Source organism: Sphingobium agrisoli, assembly GCF_041877245.1.
In the GTDB taxonomy this organism is placed as follows: Bacteria; Pseudomonadota; Alphaproteobacteria; order Sphingomonadales; family Sphingomonadaceae; genus Sphingobium.
In genome coordinates this window covers 852,873-874,777 of the sequence record NZ_JBHDJI010000001.1, presented here as the reverse complement: position 1 = coordinate 874,777, position 21,905 = coordinate 852,873, and the positions used below count along the sequence as shown (strand labels likewise).

At 66.2% G+C, this 21,905-nt stretch carries 19 protein-coding genes and 1 tRNA gene; 11 read left to right on the top strand and 9 right to left on the bottom strand.

The window, feature by feature from the left end; translation table 11 throughout:
- Nucleotides 1-60: 60 nt before the first annotated feature.
- Nucleotides 61-1,890, bottom strand: coding sequence for a phosphogluconate dehydratase (edd, locus tag ACETPF_RS04155; RefSeq protein WP_373932990.1), 1,830 nt, complete (start codon nucleotides 1,888-1,890; stop codon nucleotides 61-63).
- Entirely contained in the window at nucleotides 1,883-3,343 is a 1,461-nt protein-coding gene (zwf, locus tag ACETPF_RS04150; RefSeq protein ID WP_373932989.1) for a glucose-6-phosphate dehydrogenase, read from the bottom strand. The genes edd and zwf overlap by 8 nt, the downstream gene beginning before the upstream one ends.
- 205 nt (nucleotides 3,344-3,548) lie before the next feature.
- On the opposite strand from zwf, the gene ACETPF_RS04145 reads away from it, so the two are divergent.
- The 4 genes from ACETPF_RS04145 (at nucleotide 3,549) to ACETPF_RS04130 (ending at nucleotide 5,861) form a co-directional block, all read left to right on the top strand.
- Nucleotides 3,549-4,166, top strand: a complete 618-nt coding sequence (locus tag ACETPF_RS04145) for a flavodoxin family protein (RefSeq protein ID WP_373932988.1) — start codon at nucleotides 3,549-3,551, stop codon at nucleotides 4,164-4,166.
- Between the two features lie 167 nt (nucleotides 4,167-4,333).
- Entirely contained in the window at nucleotides 4,334-4,783 is a 450-nt protein-coding gene (locus ACETPF_RS04140; RefSeq protein ID WP_373932987.1) for a transglycosylase SLT domain-containing protein, read from the top strand.
- Nucleotides 4,780-5,715: a cation efflux transmembrane domain-containing protein gene (locus tag ACETPF_RS04135; protein WP_373932986.1), complete on the top strand. Its 936-nt coding sequence runs from the start codon at nucleotides 4,780-4,782 to the stop codon at nucleotides 5,713-5,715. The genes ACETPF_RS04140 and ACETPF_RS04135 overlap by 4 nt, the downstream gene beginning before the upstream one ends.
- Nucleotides 5,716-5,776: 61 nt before the next feature.
- Nucleotides 5,777-5,861, top strand: a tRNA-Leu gene (locus ACETPF_RS04130).
- Between the two features lie 14 nt (nucleotides 5,862-5,875).
- Here ACETPF_RS04130 and ACETPF_RS04125 read toward each other — a convergent pair.
- Nucleotides 5,876-7,018 (bottom strand): pyridoxal phosphate-dependent aminotransferase, encoded by a 1,143-nt coding sequence (locus tag ACETPF_RS04125; RefSeq protein ID WP_373932985.1) that lies wholly within the window; start codon nucleotides 7,016-7,018, stop codon nucleotides 5,876-5,878.
- Between the two features lie 62 nt (nucleotides 7,019-7,080).
- Here ACETPF_RS04125 and ACETPF_RS04120 point away from each other — a divergent pair, with 62 nt between their 5' ends.
- Nucleotides 7,081-7,344: a hypothetical protein gene (locus ACETPF_RS04120; protein ID WP_373932984.1), complete on the top strand. Its 264-nt coding sequence runs from the start codon at nucleotides 7,081-7,083 to the stop codon at nucleotides 7,342-7,344.
- 31 nt (nucleotides 7,345-7,375) lie between these two features.
- Here the strand turns inward: ACETPF_RS04120 and pgl are convergent, their stop codons facing one another.
- The 5 genes from pgl to ACETPF_RS04095 all read right to left on the bottom strand — a co-directional run bounded on the left by pgl (nucleotide 7,376) and on the right by ACETPF_RS04095 (nucleotide 13,127).
- On the bottom strand, nucleotides 7,376-8,068 hold the full coding sequence (pgl, locus tag ACETPF_RS04115; protein WP_373932983.1) for a 6-phosphogluconolactonase: 693 nt from the start codon (nucleotides 8,066-8,068) through the stop codon (nucleotides 7,376-7,378).
- Nucleotides 8,069-8,072: 4 nt separating this feature from the next.
- A complete protein-coding gene (locus ACETPF_RS04110; RefSeq protein ID WP_373932982.1) occupies nucleotides 8,073-8,549 on the bottom strand; it encodes a YbaK/EbsC family protein in 477 nt (158 codons plus the stop codon).
- The gene (galE, locus tag ACETPF_RS04105; RefSeq protein WP_373932981.1) at nucleotides 8,546-9,544 is read right to left on the bottom strand and encodes a UDP-glucose 4-epimerase GalE; all 999 of its coding nucleotides are present in this window, start codon (nucleotides 9,542-9,544) and stop codon (nucleotides 8,546-8,548) included. The genes ACETPF_RS04110 and galE overlap by 4 nt, the downstream gene beginning before the upstream one ends.
- Nucleotides 9,545-9,611: 67 nt before the next feature.
- Nucleotides 9,612-11,786: a 3-hydroxyacyl-CoA dehydrogenase NAD-binding domain-containing protein gene (locus tag ACETPF_RS04100; RefSeq protein WP_373932980.1), complete on the bottom strand. Its 2,175-nt coding sequence runs from the start codon at nucleotides 11,784-11,786 to the stop codon at nucleotides 9,612-9,614.
- A 132-nt stretch (nucleotides 11,787-11,918) separates the two neighbouring features.
- A complete protein-coding gene (locus tag ACETPF_RS04095) occupies nucleotides 11,919-13,127 on the bottom strand; it encodes an acetyl-CoA C-acetyltransferase (RefSeq protein WP_373932979.1) in 1,209 nt (402 codons plus the stop codon).
- Between the two features lie 209 nt (nucleotides 13,128-13,336).
- Here ACETPF_RS04095 and ACETPF_RS04090 point away from each other — a divergent pair, with 209 nt between their 5' ends.
- The gene (locus ACETPF_RS04090; RefSeq protein WP_373932978.1) at nucleotides 13,337-15,007 is read left to right on the top strand and encodes an MFS transporter; all 1,671 of its coding nucleotides are present in this window, start codon (nucleotides 13,337-13,339) and stop codon (nucleotides 15,005-15,007) included.
- Here the strand turns inward: ACETPF_RS04090 and ACETPF_RS04085 are convergent.
- Nucleotides 15,000-15,611, bottom strand: coding sequence for a nucleotidyltransferase family protein (locus ACETPF_RS04085; RefSeq protein WP_373932977.1), 612 nt, complete (start codon nucleotides 15,609-15,611; stop codon nucleotides 15,000-15,002). The genes ACETPF_RS04090 and ACETPF_RS04085 overlap by 8 nt on opposite strands.
- A gap of 151 nt (nucleotides 15,612-15,762) precedes the next feature.
- Between ACETPF_RS04085 and folE the strand changes: the two genes are divergently transcribed.
- The 5 genes from folE (at nucleotide 15,763) to ACETPF_RS04060 (ending at nucleotide 21,896) form a co-directional block, all read left to right on the top strand.
- Nucleotides 15,763-16,374 (top strand): GTP cyclohydrolase I FolE, encoded by a 612-nt coding sequence (gene folE / locus ACETPF_RS04080; RefSeq protein ID WP_373932976.1) that lies wholly within the window; start codon nucleotides 15,763-15,765, stop codon nucleotides 16,372-16,374.
- Nucleotides 16,371-17,210 (top strand): SDR family oxidoreductase, encoded by an 840-nt coding sequence (locus tag ACETPF_RS04075; RefSeq protein WP_373932975.1) that lies wholly within the window; start codon nucleotides 16,371-16,373, stop codon nucleotides 17,208-17,210. Before folE ends, ACETPF_RS04075 begins: the two co-directional genes overlap by 4 nt.
- An 88-nt stretch (nucleotides 17,211-17,298) precedes the next feature.
- A complete protein-coding gene (locus tag ACETPF_RS04070; protein WP_373932974.1) occupies nucleotides 17,299-18,078 on the top strand; it encodes an enoyl-CoA hydratase-related protein in 780 nt (259 codons plus the stop codon).
- A 189-nt stretch (nucleotides 18,079-18,267) separates the two neighbouring features.
- Nucleotides 18,268-20,673: a TonB-dependent receptor domain-containing protein gene (locus ACETPF_RS04065; RefSeq protein WP_373932973.1), complete on the top strand. Its 2,406-nt coding sequence runs from the start codon at nucleotides 18,268-18,270 to the stop codon at nucleotides 20,671-20,673.
- 14 nt (nucleotides 20,674-20,687) lie between these two features.
- Entirely contained in the window at nucleotides 20,688-21,896 is a 1,209-nt protein-coding gene (locus ACETPF_RS04060; RefSeq protein WP_373933071.1) for a dipeptidase, read from the top strand.
- The last annotated feature ends 9 nt before the right edge of the window (nucleotides 21,897-21,905 follow it).

Genomic DNA, 21,905 nt, shown 5'->3' with positions numbered 1-21,905 from the left:
TCGAGAGGCCGGGCGGCGCGTTGCGGCCTGAGATGCCAGCCGGCGCTGGCATGACGGCGATTATTGAAGCTCGCTCTCCATCGCCGCCAGCATGGCCGACGCGCCTTGTTCGGCAAGGTCGCTGTGGTGGCGGAACAGGGCGAAGAGTTCGCGACCGGTGTCGTAGGGCGGCGGTGGGGCAGGGGGCTGCTCGCGCGCATCCCATTCCGCCGCGTCCACCAACGCCTCGACCACGCCCTGCTCGGCGCAGACCCGCACCATGTCGCCATCGCGCAGCTTGGCGATCGGTCCGCCGCCCAGCGCCTCCGGGGAGAGATGGATCGCGGCGGGCACCTTGCCGCTCGCGCCGGACATGCGGCCATCGGTCAGGAGCGCGACCTTGAACCCGCGATCCTGGAGCACGCCCAGCGCCGGGGTCAGCTTGTGCAGTTCGGGCATCCCGTTGGCGCGCGGCCCCTGAAAGCGGACCACCACCACCACGTCGCGCTCCAGCTCGCCCGCCTTGAAGGCGCGCAGCACATCGTCCTGATCGTGGAAGACGGCGGCGGGCGCCTCGATCGTCCAGCGCGCCTTGTCGACCGCGCTCACCTTCATGACGCAACGGCCCAGATTGCCCTGGAGCAGCTTCATGCCGCCATCGGGCTGAAACGGGTTTGCGGCAGGGCGCAGCATATTCTCGTCGCGCGATGCGCCCACGTCCTTCCACACCAGTGCTTCATTCTCCAGCACCGGCTCCTTGCCATAGTCGGTCAGGTCGGCGCGCGCGACGGTCAGGATGTCGCGGTGCAGCAGCCCGGCGTCGAGCAGTTCGCGGATCACATAGCTGATGCCGCCCGCCGCATGGAAATGGTTCACGTCGCCCGAGCCGTTGGGATAGACCCGCGCCAGCAGCGGCACCACGTCCGAAATCTCCGCCAGGTCGGTCCAATCGATGCTGATCCCCGCCGCCCGGGCGATGGCGGGCAGGTGGATGGCGTGGTTGGTGGAGCCGCCCGTCGCCATGAGGCCGATCATCGCGTTGACGATCGCCTTTTCATCGACGCAGTGCCCCAGCGGCCGGTAATCGTCGCTATCCCAGCCGATGCTTGCCACCCGATGCACGGCGGCGCGGGTCAGCTCGGTCCGCAGCTTCGTGCCGGGATTGACGAAGGAGGCGGCGGGCATGTGCAGGCCCATCATCTCCATCATCATCTGGTTGCTGTTCGCCGTGCCGTAGAAGGTGCAGGTGCCCGCGCCATGATAAGAGGCGCTCTCCGACTCCAGCAATTCCTCACGGCCGACCTTGCCCTCCGCATAAAGCTGGCGGATGCGGACCTTCTCCTTGTTGGCGAGGCCCGATGGCATCGGCCCGGCGGGGATCAGGATCGTCGGCAGATGGCCGAAGCGCAGCGCGCCGATCAACAGCCCCGGCACGATCTTGTCGCAGATGCCGAGCAGCAGCGCGCCTTCGAACATGGCGTGCGACAGGGCGACGGCGGTGCCCATCGCGATCGTGTCGCGGGAGAAGAGCGACAGGTCCATCCCCGCCTGACCCTGAGTCACGCCGTCGCACATCGCCGGCACGCCGCCCGCGACCTGCGCCGTCGCGCCCACTTCGCGCGCGGCGATCTTGATCTGCTCGGGGTAGCGGCCATAGGGCTGATGCGCCGAGAGCATGTCATTATAGGCGGTGACGATGCCGATATTCATCGCCTGACCGGTGCGGATCGCCGCCTTGTCCTCGCCGCTCGCGGCAAAGCCGTGGGCGAGGTTGCCGCAGGACAGCTGCGCGCGGTTGGTGCCCGCGTCGCGGCCGCGTTCGATCAGGTCCAGATATTGCCGCCGCCTCGGACGGCTGCGCTCAATGATGCGTTCCGTCACCTTGGCGATGGTCGGGTGAAGGTCAGTCATGCCAGCTTGCTCCGTCGCGTTCGATCAGGGCAATGGCCGACGATGGCCCCCAGTTCCCCGAACTATAGGGGGCAGGCTTCATATTGGCGTCCTTCCACCCGTCGATGATGCTGTCGATCCAGGTCCATTGCGCCTCCACCTCGTCGCGGCGAACGAACAAAGTCTGGTCGCCGGCCAGCAGGTCCAGGATCAGCCGTTCATAGGCGATGCGGCGCCGCTGCCCGGCGAAGGCGGCGGTCAGCGACACGTCGAGGGTCACTTCCTCCAGCCGCACCTGCCGTTCGAGGCCGGGCCGCTTCGACATGATCTGAAGGCGGATATATTCCTCCGGCTGGAGGCGGATGACCATGGTGTTGGGTTCAAGGCCCGACCCGTGGCCGTCGCGGCCGAAGATGCTGTGGCGCACCGGCTTGAACTGGATCACGATCTCCGACTGGCGCGCGGGCATTCGTTTGCCCGTCCGCAGGTAGAAGGGCACGCCCTGCCAGCGCCAATTGTCGATATGCGCCTTCAGCGCGACGAAGGTTTCGGTGTCGGACGGCTGGCCCAGTTCGTCGGCATAGCCGGTGACGATCTGCCCCGCCACCGCGCCCGGCGTATATTGGCCGCGCACGCTGTGGGTCTTGACCGTTTCGCCGGTCATCGGGCGGAGCGAGCGCAGCGCCTTCACCTTCTCGTCGCGGACGGCGGTCGGGTCCATGCGCGCGGGCGGCTCCATCGCGATGATCGACAGGATCTGGAGCATGTGGTTCTGCACCATGTCGCGCAGCGCACCGACCCCGTCATAATAGGAGACGCGGCCTTCCAGTCCCACCGTCTCCCCGACGGTAATTTGCACATGGTCGATCGCGGTCGCGTTCCACAGCGGTTCGAACATGACATTGCCAAAGCGCAGGGCGAGGAGGTTCTGCACCGTCTCCTTGCCTAGATAATGGTCGACGCGGAAAATCTGGCTCTCGTCGAACAGCGCGCCGATGCCATCGTTGACCGATTTGGAGGAGGCGAGATCCTTGCCGATCGGCTTTTCCATCGCGATCCGCGTGTCGGGGCGGATAAGGCCCGCGTCGGCCAACCCCTGCGCGGTCGGCGCGAAGAGCGAGGGCGGAGTGGAGAGATAGACCGACAGGCCGCGCTCGGCGCGACCATCGATGCGTTCGGCCAGCGCCGCCAGTTGCGACGCATTGCCCGCTTCGACCGGCTGGTAGCAGATCATCGGCAGGAAGCCCTCCGCCAACTCCGCCGTATAGCGGTCGCCCAGAAACTGCTGCAACGCCGCGTCCACATCCTCGCGGAAGGCGGCGTCGTCCATCTCCGACCGCCCCGACGCGACGATCAGGAAGTCGTCGCGCAGCAGCCCGTCGGCATGGAGGTTGTAGAGCGAGGGGAAGATCATCCGGCGGGCGAGATCGCCCGTGGCGCCGAAGAGCAGGAACGTGGCAGACGGATCGGTCAAAGGATCATCCTTCTCCGCTTGGGTCATAACGATGTCTGCACGAAGCCGCCCTTATAACGGGCCGCGATCGTTACGCAAGCCACGCTATAGCCCCTGCGCGACCGCCGCAACGATGGCGGAACTTCGGCCGGCTTCGCGCGCTTCACGCCGCATCTGCACGCACGATCTTCCCCCATTGCCAGCCCCCCGTTCCAAGGAGAGTCCCATGCTGACCGTCCAGCCGCTCAACTGTACCCTGAAGCGAGGGAATGGCGAACCAAGCTCCACCGACGCGATGATCGCGGTGCTGGCGGCGCAGTTCAAGGCGCTGGGGGTCACCGTCGCCGACACGATCCGTGTTGCCGCGCACAATGTCCTGCCCGGCGTCACCTCCGACGAGGGCGAGGGCGACGACTGGCCCGCCATCCGCGAGAAGATCCTCGCCGCCGACATCCTGATCTTGGGCACGCCGATCTGGATGGGGCAGGCGGGCAGCGTCGCCAAGCGCGTGCTGGAGCGGATGGACGCCTTCCTCTCCGAAACCGACGACAAGGGGCGGATGCCGAGCTGGTCCAAGGTCGCCGTCGCCGCGATCGTGGGCAATGAGGATGGCGCCCATGCCGCCTCCGCGCAGATGTTCCAGGCGCTCAACGATGTCGGCTGGACCATTCCCGCCGTCGCCGCCTGCTATTGGGTGGGCGAGGCGATGGGGTCGACCGACTTCAAGGATCTCGAAAAGACACCCGACAAGGTGCTGGAAACCGCCAGGATGGTGGCGGGTAACGCCGCCCATCTCGCGGGCCTGCTCAAGGCCAATCCTTTCCCCGGCCTGCCCGACGAGTGAACCCGCCCTATTCCCCGGCGAAAGCCGGGGTCCAGCGTTCAAGGACGCAGCGCGTTGGGCTCCCGGGCCCCTACTTTCACCGGGGAACAGGATCGATGTGCCTATGCGTGGCTGAAGGATCGCCAGGCCGGGAACCCGGCTCCGCCTCACACCGTTTTAGCATCGAAATGAAAGCGCTGCTGCCCGCCACCTGTCTTCTCCTGATCGCCTGCAACGCCCTGCCGCGCGACCCGGCGGGCACGAGCGAACGGATCGCGCAACGCCATGTCATCCGGGTCGGGGTCGCGATCGGCGCCAAGGATTTCGGCCGCGCCGCCTCGGCTCGCCTGCTCGACCGGCTGGCGCGCGACACCGGTGCGCGGCCGCAGCTTCGGACCGGCGCCACCGAACCGCTCTTCACCGACCTCCGGCAAGGTCGGCTCGACATGGTTCTTGCCCCCCTGTCGCCCAAAAGCCCCTGGGCGACGATGGTCGCCTTCAGCCCGCCGCTCGCGACGCGCGGAACGGGCGAGGACCAACTCGATCAATATGCCGTCCTGCGCAACGGCGAAAATCGCTGGATCATGACCGTCGAAAAGGCCGCCCGCGCGGTCGTCGATCCAGGGGCGGGCCAATGACCGACGCCGACCGCCTTCCGCCGCATATCGTCGACACGCTCCGCAAGGCCGAGCGGCTGGAATATTGGAACATCGTCTGGACCATCAGCATCGTGGTCGCGATGGGGCTGGTGATGGGCCAGAGCCAGACGATGAAGACTGCCTGGGTGGAGGATACGCTGGGCCTCGTGCCGCCGATCGCCTTCCTCGTCGCCGCGCGCATGGAGCGCAGGGGGCAGGCATCGGTGCGCTTCCCCTTCGGCTTCGAGCGGGTGAACGGCCTCGGCTTCTTCCTCGCCGCGGTGGCGCTGGCGGCGACCGGGGCGCTGCTGCTGTGGGATTCGGCGATGACCCTGATCCGCGCCGAACATGCTACCGTGGGTTCGGTGCGCCTCTTCGGCCAGGACATATGGCTCGGCTGGCTGATGCTGGCGGCGCAGCTTTATGCGCTCATTCCCCCGCTCATCATCGGGCGCAAGGAACTGCCGCTCGCCGAAGCGCTGAACGACAAGCTGCTCCACACCGACGCGCTGATGAACAAGGCCAACTGGCTGACCGGCGCGGCGGGCATCGCCGGCATCGTCGGCCTCGGCCTTGGCTGGTGGTGGGCCGATTCGGTGGCGGCGGCGGTGATTTCCGTCGACATCATCAATGACGGGTGGAAGGCGCTGCGCTCCTCCACCGCCGAACTGATCGACGGCGCGCCGCGCGGGCTGTCCAGCCCGCAATTGTCGGAGGAGGCGCAGGCGCTCAAAAGCCGGCTGGAACAACGCTATGCCGGCGCGGACGTGCGCCTGCGCGAAACCGGCCGGCTGATCCATGCCGAAGTGCATGGCGTCAGCAGCCCGCAGGAACCGGTCGACGCGCGCGCCCACTGGCCTGCGGACGAACAGCGGCTATGGCGGCTCGCCCAGCTCGCCTTCGTCCCTCCGCGACGCGGCGGGTCCGGCTGACCTGCGGATTTTCGGCTGGACGAAGGCCGATGATTTTGCCATCTGGCCTCTCCCAACCGTTGCGGGTGTGGTGAAACTGGTAGACGCGCCGGACTCAAAATCCGGTTCCGCAAGGAGTGTCGGTTCGAGCCCGACCACCCGCACCACCTATCCGGCTATGTTACCCGGCGCGCGCGGTCCCTGCCGCGAACCATGGCATCATCCGCGCGATCGCGTCCTCCACCCGGTCGGTCGACACCGCGAAGCTGAAGCGCATGAAGCGGTGGCCGTCGACCGGATCGAAGTCGATCCCCGGCGCGGTCGCGACCCCGGTATCGCGCAGCAGCCTCTGGCAGAAGGCGAGGCTGTCATTGGTAAGATGCCCGACATCGGCATAGATATAGAAGGCCCCGTCGGGCGGCGCGATCCGCTGGAGGCCGAGCGCGGGCAACGCGTCGAGCAGTAGCTGCCGGTTGCGGCGATAGGTGTCGATATGCCCGTCCAGTTCCTCGGTGCAATCGAACGCGACCAGCCCCGCCCGCTGCGCCAGCACCGGCGGGGTCAGGAACAGATTGCCCATCCGCGCCCGCGCCACGTCGATCAAACGCGGCGGCACCACGATCCAGCCCAACCGCCACCCGGCCATGCTGTAATATTTGGAAAAGCTGTTCACGATCACCGCATCGGGCGTGAACTCCAGCATTGAGTGCGCCGGCTCGCCGAAGCCCAGCCCATGATAGATTTCATCCGACACGATGGCGATGCCACGCTCCGCGCAGACCCGCGCGATCGCCGCAAGCTCGTCCGCCGGAATGATGGTGCCGGTGGGATTGGCCGGGCTGGCGATGATCAGCCCGTCGGGCGCGGGATCGATCGCCGCCAGCGCGTCCGCGCTGATCTGGTAGCGCTCCGCCGGGCCGCAGGCGACCTCGACCGGCTCCAGATAGAGCGCCTTCAGATTATTGCGATAGGCGACATAGCCCGGCCGCGCCGTCGCCACCTTTGCCCCCGGCGCGAACAGGCTGGTCAGTGCCAGCACCAGCCCCGGCGACGCGCCGCAGGTCAACAGCACCTGTTCGGGATCGACCGCGACGCCATGCCGCTCGGTATAGAGCCGGGCGATCCGCTCCTTTAGCGGCACGCTCTCCCAATAGCCCATCGGCTCGGTATCGAGCACCCGGTGCGCCTCCGCAATCGCGGCAGCGGGCGCGCCGGTCGATGGCTGGCCGAATTCCATGTGCAGGATCGACCGCCCCTGCGCGGCCAGCGCATGCGCCTCCCGGCTGATGGCAATGGCGTGGAAGGGGGCGATTTCTGCGACCATGAAAGCTGTATAACCTATGTCAGTGCGGGCAACGATCGGATTGGGCGAGCGTTCGGGCGTTCATGAACCAGACCATGCTTACCGCCCTGCAATATTATGGTGCCGGCGCAGCTACCCTTGCCGCGCTCATCGTGTCACTCAACCTCGGCCGCCGGGTCACCGGATGGGCCTTCGTCCTCTTCGTGACAAGCTCGATCGCCCTCATTGGCTGGGGATTTCTCGACGAAAACAGCGAAGGCATCGGCTGGCAGAATGTCGCGCTGCTGGTCATCAACGCCGTCGGCGTCTGGCGATATTTGATCTCGAAGCATGAAGTGCGCAACTAATCGCATCCTGCCCTGGTAGGGGAGGATGAACTCATCCTTCGCTGATCCACACCTCCACCGGCACGCCATCCTGCAACAGCGCCAGCCGGATAGGCAGTTCCTCCACTGGCCCGCCCGCCAGCGCCCGGTCATAGACCGCCTTCTTGGCCGGCCCCCCGATCTGGAGGAAGATATGCCGGCTGTCGAGGATCGCGCTGGCGGTCAGCGACAGGCGCTGGTGCGGCGCGGCGGGCGGCGTGACGGCGATCGTGCGCGCGGTGGATGACAGCCCCTCCGCCAGCTCCGCCGCTTCGGGAAACAGCGAAGCGGTATGCCCGTCATCCCCCATGCCCAGCAGAACGATGTCGAGCGGCCAGGGCAGGGCGGCGAAGCGCGCCTCCGCTTCGGGTTGCCCCGCATAGGCATCGGCCGCGCCATTCTTCATCGGCACGAACCGCGCCGCCGCCGCCGGCCCCTGCAACAGCGTCTCGCGCACCAGCCGCTCATTGCTGTCAGCGCTCACCGGCTCGACCCACCGCTCGTCCACCAGCGTGACGATCAGCTTCGTCCAGTCGATCGGCTCTTTCGCCAGAGCCTCCAGCACCGGCCGGGGCGATCGCCCGCCCGACACGGCCAGCGTCGCGACGCCCCGCGCCGCGATGGCATCGCCCAGGATCGCGGCGATCCGCGCGGCAAGGTCGGCGGCGGCCTCCGCCCCGGTGGCGAAAAGATGTTCGGTCGGCATGGGCTTACTCCGGCGCGTCTGGAAGCGTGCAGATGTCCACCCACATCGCCCCGGTCAAGACGCCAAGCTGCTCCGGCGTCAGTTCGACCGACGTAGTGCGCGATCCCGCCGCCGGGAAAACCGTGTCGAACGCCTTCAACGACACATCGCAATAGACGGGCAGGGGAGACGCCAGCCCGAAGGGACACACCCCGCCAACCGGATGCCCGGTGATCGCCTCTACCTCATCGCCGCCCAGCATCCGCGGCTTGCCGCCCAGCGCCGCCTTCGCCTTGCCGTTCGACAGCCGCGCGTCGCCCCGCGCGCAGACCAGCACCACCTGATCGCCTACCCGCAGCGACAAGGTCTTGGCGATCCGCGCAGGTTCGACCCCCAGCGCGGCGGCGGCCTCCACCACCGTCGCCGTGCTCACCCCCTGGTCGATGATCGCGATGTCGGGCGCGTGGGCCGCGAAGAAAGCGCGGACGCTCGCCTCGCTCATTGCCGCTCCCCAAGCTGGCGCTCCCACGCCAGCGCATGGCCGACGATCTGGTCGAGATCGGCAAAGCGCGGCCGCCACGGAAAGGTCGCCATGATCGCTTTATTGTCGGAAATCAGCTTTCCCGGATCGCCCGCGCGCCGCCCGGCCATCACCCGCTTGACCGGCATGTTGGTCACCCGGTCGACCGCGTCCAGCACCTCCAGCACCGAAAAGCCCCGGCCATAGCCGCAGTTGAGCAGATGGCTGCGCCCCGGCTCCGCCATCAGCGCCTCCAGCGCCAGCAGATGCGCGGCGGCGAGGTCGGTCACATGGATATAGTCGCGCACCCCGGTCCCGTCGGGCGTGTCGAAATCGGTGCCGAACACGGCTACGCTCTCCCGCTTGCCCAGTGCGGCCTCCACCGCGACCTTGATCAGATGGGTCGCGCCGGCAGTCGATTGCCCCGTCCGCCCCTCCGGGTCCGCGCCCGCGACGTTGAAGTAGCGTAGCGCGCAGAAGTTCATGCGGTGAGCCGCCGCCACGTCGCGCAGCATATATTCGGTCATCAGCTTCGACATGCCATAGGGATTGATCGGCCGCTGCGGCGTATCCTCCCGCACCGCCTCGACATCGGGCGTGCCGTAAGTCGCGGCGGTCGAGGAAAAGATGAAGTGCGGCACGCCGACGCGCACCGCGCTCTCGATCAGGTCGCGGGTCTTGGCGCTGTTGTTGTGATAATATTTTAGCGGGTTCTCGACCGATTCCGGCACCACCACGGACCCTGCGAAATGCATGATCGCGCGCACGTCATGCTCGCGCAGCGTCGCTTCGACGAGTGGCTGGTCGGCAATGTCGCCGCGCACCAGCGGCACGCCGTCCGGCACGGCCCAGTCGAACCCGGTGACCAGATTGTCGATCACCACCACGCCATAGCCGGCGTCCTTGAGGGCCAGCACCGCATGGCTTCCGATATAGCCCGCGCCGCCCGTCACCAATACCGTCGGCTTGTCGCTCATAAAGATTAGGTCTCCTCAGCAGATGCCGGGGAGACCTAACCTAGTCGCCTGACGATTTACAGGGCGATCACGCCGCCTTTGCGCTGGCCTTGCCATAGAAGGTCGCGCCGCTCGCAGCCATGTCGCGCAACTGCTGCGTCGGGGCAAAGCGCGGGCCATGCTCCGCCGCGAGCCGGTCGAGCGTCTCGACAACCTGCCCGATGCCGACCGTGTCCATATGACTGAACGGCCCGCCGGTATAGGGCGCGAAGCCCCAGCCGAAGATCGCGCCGATGTCGCCATCCTCGGGCGTCTCCAGAACGCCTTCCTGGAAACAGCGCGCGCATTCGATCAGCTGGCGATAGAGCAGCCGTTCCTTCACCGCCTCGACATCGGGCTGATGCAGCGCGCGGGGGAACATCTCGCCGATAATCGGAGACAGATGTTTCTTCCCGCCTTCGGGATAGTCATACCAGCCCTTGCCGTTCTTGCGCCCCAGCCGCCCGGCCTCCACCATCTTCACCGCGACATCGTCGGACGCCTGGTGAACATAGGCATCGTCCAGCTCCTTCTTGGCCGCCGTCATGATCTTGACGCCCAGCTCGATCGACACCTCGTCGCTCACCGCCAGCGGCCCGGTCGGCATACCCAGCTGCTTGCCGGCATTTTCGATCAGCGCCGGGTTGACGCCTTCGCCGATCAGCTCCGCGCCTTCCTGCACATAGGTGCCGAAGCTGCGCGAGGTGTAGAAGCCGCGGCTGTCATGCACGACGATCGGGGTCTTCTTGATCTGCGCCACGAAATCCAGCGCCTTGGCGATCGCCGCCGGGCCGGTTTTCTCGCCCAGGATGATCTCCACCAGCGGCATCTTTTCCACTGGCGAGAAGAAATGGACGCCGATGAAATTTTCCGGCTTCGACCAAGCCTGCGCGAGGCGAGTGATCGGCAGCGTCGAGGTGTTGGACCCGAAGATCGTGTCCGCCCCCAGCACTTCCTCAACCTTCTTCGTGACCTCGGCCTTGATGCTCACGTCCTCGAACACCGCCTCAATCACGAAATCCGCGCCGGCCAGCGCCGCATAGTCGGTGGTCGGCATCACGCGGGCCAGCGTCTCAGCCATCTTCTCGGGCGTCATGCCCTTGCCCAGCCGCTTCTTCAGCACTTCCTCGACATGCGCCTTGCCCTTTTCGGCATAGGCGAGGTCGCGGTCGAACAGCACGACGTCCATCCCGGCCTGAGCGGCCACGGTGGCGATGCCTGCGCCCATCATGCCCGCGCCCAGCATGGCGAGCTTCCGGGTCGGCGCCTTGGCCTCGTCCTTCGGCCGGCGCGCGCCGCGCTCGGCGGCCTGCTTGTTGACGAAGAGGGTGCGGATCATGTTGCTCGCCTGCGGGTCTGCGGCGACCTTGGCGAAATATTTGCTCTCGATTCTGATCGCCCGGTCCATCGGCAGGGTGATGCCTTCATAGACCGCCGACAGCAAAGCGATGGGCGCGTTCATGTTCCGCTGCGTCTGCTTCAACGTCATCGGCAATGCGCCCGCCATCGTCTGGACGAAGGCCGGATTGAAGCCGCCCGCGCCGCCCGGCACCTTGAAGCCCTTCACGTCCCAGGGCTGGGTGTTGGCGGTCGGGTTAGCCTTCACCCATTCGCGCGCGGCGTCGAGCGCCGCGCCCTGCGGCACCACCGCGTCGACCACCTTCAGCATCGCCGCTTCGGCCGGGCGGAACAGCTTGCCCTGGAGCATATACATCAACGACGCCTGCACGCCCATGATGCGCGGCAGCCGCTGCGATCCGCCGCCGCCGGGGAACAGGCCGATCAGGATTTCCGGCAGGCCAAGCTGCGTCTTGGGGCTGTCGCCGACAAAACGGCGATGGCAGGCCAGCGCCAGCTCGAACCCGCCGCCCACGCACGTCCCTTCGATCGCGCAAGCGACCGGCTTGCCGCAAGTTTCGAGGCGGCGGAACAACTGGTTGAGGACGAACACCTTGTCGAAGATGTCGGCCGGGGCAGGGCGCTCGCCACTGCCCGTCGCCAGCATCGACCCGAAATATTTAAGGTCCATGCCGGCCATGAAGCCGCTGTCCTTGCCCGACGCGATGACCGCGCCCTTGACGCCCTCGTCCGACGCGATGCGCGTGATGGCCTCGTCCAGATCAGCGAGCAGGTCCGGCCCGATGACGTTCATCGACTGGCCCGGCACGTCGATGAGGAGGGTGGCGACGCCATCTGCGTCCACGGTGAAGTTGATGCTGTTCATTGGAAGGCTACCTTTCCCAACCGCCGTTCGTCCTGAGTAGCCATTGAGCAAAGTCGAAATGGCGTATCGAAGGATGCTTCGATACGGGGCTTCGACAGGCTCAGCCCCTACTCAGCACGAACGGGTCTTATCTTAAACCCGCTCGATAATAATCCCGGTGCCCATGCCCGCGCCGACGCACAGGTTGACGAGCGCCGTGCCCTTGCCGCTCCGCTCCAGCTCGTCCAGCGCCGTCCCCAGCACCATCGCGCCCGTCGCGCCCAGCGGATGGCCCATCGCGATCGCGCCGCCGTTCACGTTGATCTTGCTATGGTCCAGCTCCATCGCCTGCATGTAGCGCAGCACGACCGACGCGAACGCCTCGTTCAATTCCCACAGGTCGATATCGGCCTGGCTCATGCCCGCCCGCTTCAGCAGCTTGCCCGCGACGAATTCCGGCCCGGTCAGCATGATCAGCGGCTCCGACCCGATCGAGGCCATCGCCTTGATCCGGGCGCGGGGCTTCAATCCATATTTCTCGCCCATCTCCCGGTTGCCGACCAGCACCGCCGCCGCGCCGTCGACGATGCCGCTGCTGTTGCCGGCATGGTGGACATGGTTGACCTTCTCCAGCTCCGGGTAGCGCAGCAGCGCGACGGTATCGAAGCCCGGCATCTCCTCGCCCAGCGCGGCAAAGCTCGGCTTCAACGAACCTAGCGACTGCATCGTCGCGTCGGGCCGCATATGCTCGTCATGATCGAGCACGACTTGCCCGATCACATCTTTCACCGGCACGATCGACTTCTTGAACCGACCTTCGTCCCAAGCCTGCTTCGCTCGATTTTGGCTCTCGACGGCATAGGCGTCCACATCATCGCGGCTGATGCCGAACTTGGTCGCGATCACGTCCGCGCCGATGCCCTGCGGCGCGAAATAGGTTTTGTAGGCGACCGCCGGGTCCATCGCCCAGGCGCCGCCGTCCGACGCCATCGGCACCCGGCTCATCGATTCGACCCCGCCGCCGATCGCGAACATCGCCTCGCCCGAATAGACCTTTGCCGCTGCCATGTTGACCGCTTCCAGCCCTGACGCGCAGAAACGGTTGATCTGCACTCCCGGCACGGTCTGGGCATAGTCGGCATTCAGCACCGCGACCCGCGCGATATCCGCACCCTGTTCGCCCACCGGACTGACGCAGCCCAATATCACATCGTCCACATCCGCCGTGTCGATCGCATTGCGGTCGCGCACCGCCTCCAGGACCTGCGTCGCCAGTTGAATGGGGGTGATCTCGTGCAGCGATCCGTCCGCCTTGCCCCGCCCACGGGGCGTTCGGACAGCGTCGTAAATATAGGCTTCCATTGTCTTTTCCCTCTCCATCGGACGCAAGCGGCGCCTGGGATGCTGGGACGAATGTATTTACGTTTACGTAAAGTGCAAGCGTCTCGTCACCGCGCCGCCCTGCCGTAACGTCACTCATCCGAAAACCGCCAAACAACTGTCCAACTCGCTGTACAAATCATCGCGAATCTCGTCGTTGCGCCCTCGGCCTTTGGGCCTATATCGACCCCATGGACAGCGTCGCCGCCTCTTCGATCCAAAAGCCGCCGTCGCCTTTCTCCATCCCCATCTTCCGCGCCATCTGGCTTGCGAGCCTTGCGTCGAACTTCGGCGGCCTCATCCAATCGGTCGGCGCGGCATGGATGATGACCTCGCTGTCGGCCTCGCCGCTGCTGATCGCGCTGGTGCCGGCCGCGACCACCCTGCCGATCATGCTGCTCTCGCTCTGGGCCGGCGCGGTCGCCGACAATCTCGACCGGCGCAAGGTGATGATTGCCTGCCAGCTCGCCATGTTGACGGTCTCGGTCACCCTTGCCGCGACGGCCTGGGCGGGTTGGATGACGCCCTGGTTGCTGCTCGCCTTCACCTTTCTCATCGGCTGCGCGACGGCCGTGAACGGCCCCGCCTGGCAGGCGTCGGTCGGCGACATGGTGCCGCGCGCCGTGCTGCCGAGCGCGGTGGCGATGAACAGCATGGGCTTCAACCTTGCGCGCAGCATCGGCCCGGCGCTGGGCGGCGTGATCGTCGCGACGGCAGGCGCGGCGGCGGCGTTCCTGACCAACGCCTTCAGCTATGTCGCATTGCTGACTGTGCTGTTCCGTTGGCGGCCGGCGATCCCGCCCAAGCTGCTGCCGCGCGAGCGCATCGGTTTCGCCATGCTCGACGGAGTCGGTTATGTCGCCGCCTCACCCAAGATCAGGCTGGTGCTGTTGCGCTCTGCGGCATTCGGCATCGGGGCGAGCGCGGTATCGGCGCTGATGCCGCTGGTCGCGCGCGATTTGCTGGGCGGCGGCGCGCTGACCTTCGGCGTCACCAGCGGCGCGTTCGGCCTTGGCGCGGTGCTGGGCGCGCTTTCCTCGCGCCGGCTGCGCGCCTGCTACTCGGTCGAAACCATCGTCCGCTGCTCGGCCCTCGCCCTTGCGCTCGGCACCGCGCTCACCGCAGCCAGCCCCTGGCTGGCCCTGGCGCTGTTTGGCTATATGATGGCCGGGGCAGGGTGGGTGCTGGCGCTCTCCACCTTCAACGTCTCGGTCCAGATGTCCGCGCCGCGCTGGGTCGTCGCCCGCGCCGTCGCCCTCTACCAGATGATGGCGTTCGGCGGCATGGCGTTGGGCGCATGGCTGTTCGGCTGGATCGCCGAGCATCAGGGCGTTGCCGCCGGCCTCTATGCCGCCGCCGGGGCCCAGTTCGCCGCCGCCCTGCTCGGCCTGTGGCGACCGCTGCCCCAGGTGGGCGAGGACAATCTCGATCCGCGCGGCGACTGGCACGAGCCCGACACCGCCGTCCCGGTCGAACCGCGCAGCGGCCCGATCGTCGTCACCATCGAATATCGCATTCCGGCGGGATCGGTCGTCCCCTTCCTCACCGCCATGGCCGAACGCCGCCGCATCCGCCGCCGCGATGGCGCGCATGGCTGGCAGCTGCTGCGCGACCTTGGCGAACCCGACCTCTGGGTGGAGCGCTATCATGTCGCCACCTGGCTCGATTATGTCCGCCACAACCAGCGCCGCACCGTCGCCGACATCGCCAATAGCGATGCGATCAACGCGCTTCATGCCGGCCCCGACGCACCGGTCGTCCATCGCCGGATCGAGCGTCAGACGGCATCGCTGCCCATCAGCCGCGGCCCCGATGCGCGCGAAATGGGCGGCGGTCTGACCGATCCGACCCGCCTCAGCTAGGCGATCCCCCCGGCGTGATCTGCGGCCGCCCGACCAGATCCTCGGGCGTGTCGATATCGTGCAGGATGGCCCCGCTCGTCTCGATCTGCAATCCCCGGCTCAGCAGCGCCCGCGCCCCCTGATCGCCCTTCAGGCTCAGCAACTCCTCGAAATGCTTGCGGCCGATGAAGGCGGGCGGGGAGGAGGAGAAGCCGTCGGTGCTCGCCACCACCGACCGTATGTCCTCCGCCGCCAGGCAGATGCGGTTATAATGGCTCTGCGGCACGTCGGGCATGTCGGCCAGGCAGATGAGGATGCCGCGTATCTTCTGATCGGGCATCACATGCCGCACCGCCCGAACGATGCTGCCGGAAATACCCTCCTGCGGCCGATCGTTGGTGATGATCGTGTAGCCGCGCCGGTCGAGCTTGCGATGGATCACCGGTGCGAAGCGGATCGGCCGCGCCACCGCCACCAGTTCGGCAAAAGCCATTGACGCCACCGTCTCCAGCGTATGGGCGACGACCGGCTTGCCGCGCAGGTCGGCCATCAGCTTGTCCTCCTCGCCGAAGCGCGACGACATGCCGGCCGCCAGCAGCACGGCGGCGATCCTTTCAGTACGCATGGCGAAGAAGCAGAGATGGCATTTTTATGGCGTCCCGATGCGCCGATGTGCCACCACTATGCACTTGTGTCCAGTTGGGCGGAAAAGCTCTGGTCAGCGGCGGGACGGCTCGCCATATGCGGCCGTAACGAAAACAGGAGTGATGCTGCCCATGGCCCACGACATCGACGCCGACGCCGAAACGGTCGGCGAGGGCAAGCTGCCCGTTCCCGCAGAAGTGAGCGATGCGATCCGCACGTTGATCCGCTGGGCTGGCGACGCACCCGATCGCGAAGGCCTGCTGGAAACGCCGGAGCGGGTGGCGCGCGCCTGGCGTGAATATTGCCGCGGCTATGATGATGATCCCGCCTATCATCTCTCGCGCATCTTCCATGAGGTCGGCGGCTATGACGATGTCGTGCTGCTGAAGGACATCCCGTTCCAGTCACATTGCGAACATCATATGGCGCCGATCGTGGGCAAGGCGCACATCGCCTACCTCCCCGGCCAATATGTGGTCGGCATATCGAAGCTCGCCCGCGTCCTCCACGCCTTCGCCAACCGGCTCCAGGTCCAGGAAAGGCTGACTTCCGAAGTCGCCAACTGCATCTGGGAGAACCTCAAGCCTCAGGGCGTCGCCGTGGTGATCGAGGCGACGCATGGCTGCATGACCGGGCGTGGTGTGCGGACCCCCAATGTCGTGATGAAGACCAGCCGTATGCTGGGCGTGTTCCGCGACGACGAGAAATCGCGCGAGGAAGTACTCAAACTCATCGCCTCATGACCGACCCCGACGAGCCACCCTATCGCCCCTTGGGCAAGGCGCGCGCCGACGCCGCTCCGGTCGGCGCGCCGCTGGCGGGCAGGCGGCTGGCGCTCGTCACCGGCGGACATAGGCGGCTGGGCGGCATCATCGCCGCCGCGCTGGCGAAGGCGGGCCACTCGCTCGCCATCCATGGCAGCCATGACACCCGCCTCGACTCCCATCTCGCCCTGACCTTCGAGGAGGAGGGCACGCAGTGGGAGGGCTTCGTCGTCGACTTCGCCGATCCCGAAGGCGCGGAGGAACTGGTGGCGATGGTCGCAGAGCGCTTCGGCCGCCCGCCCGACATATTGGTGAACAGCGCCGCCCTCTTCGGTCAGGACCGGCTGGAGGATGTGACCGCCGACGATCTGATGCGCCATTATGCCGTCAACTGCGCCGCCCCGGCGATGCTGACCAAGGCGTTCGCCACCATCCCCGCAGGCCCCGGCGACCGCTGCATCGTCAACATCCTCGACCAGCGGATCGACCATCCGCATGCGGACCAGTTCGCCTATACTCTCTCCAAACTGGCGCTTGCGGGCCTCACCCGCACCGCCGCGCAAAGCCTTGCCCCCCGCATCCGCGTCAACGCCGTCGCGCCCGGCCTTACCATCGCCACGCCGGATTATGACGCGGAGCAGATGGCGCGCCTCGCCGACCTGATGCCGCTCGGGCTGCTGCCGCAGGCGGAGCAGATCGCGCAGGCCGTGCTCTATCTGACGCAGGCGACGGCGACGACCGGCCAGACCCTGTATGTCGATGGCGGCGCGCATCTGAAAAGCTACGACCGCGACTTCATGCATCTGTGCCGATAGGTCTGGCGGAAATGCCGAGGCGGCGGGGGCTGGCGCGGCGGCGTCGCTACCCATAAAGCGGGGACAAACAGCCTCAAGGGAGATAGCGATGGCCTATGAAACGATCCTGGTCGAACAGCGCGACGCGGTGACCCTCATCACCCTCAACCGGCCGCAGGCGTTGAACGCGCTCAACAGCCGGGTGCTCGCCGACCTCAGCGCCGCCTTCCGCGCCTATGACGCCGACACCTCGCAGCGCTGTGCGGTGCTGACCGGCAGCGGCGAAAAGGCGTTCGCCGCCGGCGCCGACATCAAGGAAATGGTCGAGAAAGAGGCCGCAGACTTCTTCCTGGAGGATTTCTTCTCCGGCTGGCAGACCGGCGTCGTCGCGACCCGCAAGCCCTGGATCGCGGCGGTGCAGGGCTTTGCGCTGGGCGGCGGATGCGAACTGGCGATGATGGCCGACTATATCATCGCCGGCGACACGGCGAAGTTCGGCCAGCCCGAAATCAAGCTGGGCGTCGCGCCCGGCATGGGCGGGTCGCAGCGCCTGACCCGCGCCGTCGGCAAGGCGAAGGCGATGGACATGTGCCTCACCGGCCGGATGATGGGCGCGGAGGAAGCCGAGCGCGCCGGCCTTGTCAGCCGTATCGTGCCTGCTGCAAGCCTGCTCGAGGAAGCGCTCAAGGATGCCGCCGCCATCGCCGCGATGCCGCCGATGGCCGCTATGATCAACAAGGAGATGGTCAACATCGCCTTCGAAACCGGCCTCGCCCAAGGGCTGCTGACCGAACGCCGCCTGTTCCAGATATTGACTGCCACGCAGGACAAGAAGGAAGGCATGACGGCCTTCGTCGAAAAGCGTCCCGGCGTCTGGAAGGGCCGCTGAGCCTTACCCTTCCATAAGTCCGCCACCCCGCCGGTTGAGAATTTCTCGTTGGCGGGTGGCGGACTCCGGCGCCATTCTCGTTTCACAAAGAAACTATAATGCGCCCCCGCCATGTCGGCGCGGCTGCCGGGACAGGATGGAGCGCGTCCGCGCTGCCTGAAGGGCTCGTTGTGAAACAGGGAGCCGCCCATGCCGATACCATCCATCCTGCCTCTGTCCTCGCGCGTCGCGCTGCTCGCCGCCTGCGCCGCCAGCGCGTTCAGCGCCGCTCAGGCGCAGGAGCCGGTCGCTGCCGAGGATGATCTGATCACCGTGACCGGCCGCCGCATCTCGCAATCGTCCGAAGCGATCGGCGAGGACAAGGTGAGCAACGTCGTCGCCGTAACCCGCGAGGCTTTGCTGTCCGCGCCGTCGGGCATTTCGGGCCTCAAGATGCTGGAGCAACTGCCCGGCTTCAACGTCCAGACCGACGGCGCGCTCGGCCTGTACGAGTTCGGCAACTCGGTTCAGACCCGCGCCTTCAACCTCGACCAGATCGGCTTCGTGGTGGACGGCATCCCCACTGGCCGCAGCGACGCCTTCGGCGGCAGCCCCGTCTTCCGCTATGTCGACAACGAGAATCTCGGCGTGGTGGAGGCCGCGATCGGCGCGGGCGACGTGTCGCTGCCCAGCTATTCGACGCTCGGTCCGATCGTCCAGTATAACAGCATCGCCCCCCAGGAAGAGATGGGCCTGTTCGTCTCGCAGAGCTTCGGCGACTTCAACATGAAACGCACCTTCATTCGCGCCAGCACCGGCCGGGTGGGACCGTTCAAGGCCTATTTCAGCCGCACCAAGCTGGACACCGACCTGTGGCGCGGCCCCGGATCGGTCGATCGCGAACATTGGGAAGGGCAGATTCACGCCGACCTTGGTGGCGACAGCTGGGCGCGGTTCAAATTCGTGTCGAACGACTTCTTCGACTATGACTCGCCCACTCTCAGCCGCGCGCAATATGATTGCACGGTCAAGAGCGTCGCCGGCGCATGCGGACGCGACTTCGCCTATATCGAAAATGTCCCCAACACGACGCCGGGCTTCGTGCCCACGGTCGCGGGGGTCTATTATTCCAATCCCAATTACGCGCAGGTCTATAACCTCGCAATCAACGTGCGGAAGGACAAGCTGTATGGCGCGACCTTCCACGCCGGCATTGCGGAGGGCGTGTGGGCCGAATCCACCCTCTATTGGGAGGACAAGGGCGGCTATGGCGTGTCGCCCGACACCTATGCCAACTCGCTCAGCCGCTATAGCGGCCAGGTCGCGGTCGGCCTGCCGGTCACGCGCCCGCGTGGCATCGAATTCGGCCGCTCGGGCGTCGGCGGCGATCGCTACGGCATCACGACCAAGCTGCACTGGGAAATGGGGGCGAACACCGTCGAAGCGGGTCTCTGGGCGGAGGTCGACAAATATCACCGTACCCAGGCGCGCTACAATACGGTCGACGGTGCCCCCGACGGCGCGCCGCTGCTCGATGAACTGGTCTATCTGCGCCGCGATTATCGCTCGAAGCGCGACACGCTCCAGACCTTCGTCAAGGATACGCTGAAGCTCGCGGACGACGCGCTCGTCCTCGATTTCGGCTTCAAGGGGCTGCTGCTCGATTACAGCTATCGCGGCTATCGCGACTTCGACGATTATTACCGCGTTGTGGGCGGTGTCGCCCGTGCCGGCTATGGGATCAGCTATAATACCGCCAATTATAAGGACTTCTTCCTGCCGATGGCGGGCCTGCTCTACAAGATCGACGGGCGCACGCAGGTCTTCGCCTCCTATGCGGAAAATATGGCGCTGCCCAAGGGGATGGACGACATCTATTCGGTCATCCGCCCCGGCGGCGCGCTGGTGACGCAGCCCGCACCCGAACGATCGACCAACATGGAAATCGGCGTCCGCACCAATCAGGGCCAGCTCTACGCCTCGCTCGCCGGCTACTACACGAAGTTCAAGAACCGCATCCAGTCGATCACCACGATCCTGCCGGGCAGCGGCGGCGCGGCGACGGAAACCTTCTTCCAGAATGTCGGCCGGGTGCGCGCCTATGGCGTTGAGTTTGCCGGCACCTACAAGCCGTCCTTCCTGAACGGCCTGGCCTATGGCAACATCAACGTCACGTACAACAACGCCAAGTTCAAGGACGACATCCCGGCGTCCACGCCCGTCCTGATCGCCGGCAAATATATTCCTGACAGCGCCAAGTGGATCATCAACGGCGGCGTGACCGTGGAGCCCGCTAGCTGGCTGGTCGCCAACATATCGGGCAAATATACCAGCAAGCGCTACTCCAGCTTCACCAATTTGCGGCCCGACCCGGCAAATGCTGCAGGCCCGCAAATTTCGTCGGCCATACCCGGTGTGACAGTGTTCAGCGCCTATGTCGATATTGGTGACGGCATCAGCTTTGGTCCGGTGAAAGGCATCAAATTGCGCGCCAATGTCGACAACCTGTTCGACAAGGACGCGCTGTCTTTCATATCGTCGTCGGTGGCGACCGACGGCTTCTTCCGTCCGCTGTCACCGCGCACCTTCCAGCTTACGATTTCGGGTGAAATCTGATGCGGCGAATGGTGATGTTGGGGGCAGCGCTGGCCGCGCTGTTCCCGCTCGCGGCGCAGGGGCAGGCGGTGTCGAAGAACGATTACCAACTGCACCAGCGCCTGCTGACGCTCGACAGCCATCTCGACACGCCCGCCTCGCTCGACCTGCCCGGCTGGTCGATCGAGGAGGAGCATGGCGTCCATAGCGACTATACCCAGGTCGATCTGCCGCGCATGAAGAAGGGCGGACTCGATGGCGGCTTCTGGGCGATCTACACCGCTCAAGGGGCGCTGACGATCGAGGGTTTCCGCAAGGCGCGCGACTTCGCGATCCTGCGCGGCCTGTCGATCCGGTCGATGGTGGCGGCGGACCCCGCCAATTTCGCGCTGGCGCTGGACGCGAACGATGCCGCGCCGATCTCCGCGGCGGGCAAGCGCGTCGTCTATCTCTCGATCGAGAATGCCTATCCGCTGGGCGAGGACGTGTCGCTGCTCAAGACCTTCTACGACATGGGCGTTCGCGTCGTGGGCTTCGCCCATTTCGCGCATAACCAGTTCGCCGACAGCAGCACGGACCCGTCAACAAAACCGCGCTATGGCGGTCTCTCGCCGCTGGGCAAGGAATTATTGAAGGAGATGAACCGACTCGGCATCGTGCCCGATGCGTCGCACAGCTCGGATCAGGTGCTAGACGATCTGCTGGCGCTCTCCACGACGCCGGTCCTTCTGACCCATTCGGGGTGCAAGGCGGTCTATGACCATCCCCGCAATATCGACGACGATCATCTCAAGGCGCTGGCGGCCAAGGGCGGCGTCATTCAGATGAACGCCTATGGCGCCTACCTGCGGGCGTCCAAGCCCAACCCCGAACGACAGAAGGCCATGCAGGCGCTCTTCGCGCAGATGCGCGAGGACGCGAAGATGTCGGCGGAGGCGCGGGCCGCGCTGCTGGCGAAGCGGCGCGAGATCGACAGGCTCTATCCCGACACCGACCGGGCGACCTTCGACGATTTCATGGCGCACATGCTCCATGCGCTCAAGGTCGTCGGGCCGGACCATGTCGGTATCGGCGCGGACTGGGACGGCGGCGGCGGCGTCGTGGGCATGGAGGATGTGGTCGACCTGCCGAAGATCACGGCGGCCCTGCTCAAGGCCGGCTATAGCGAGGCGGACGTGCAGAAAATCTGGTCTGGCAACGTCCTGCGCGTGCTGGCGGCGGCGGAAGCGGGGAGGGGGAAGTAGAGCGTAACC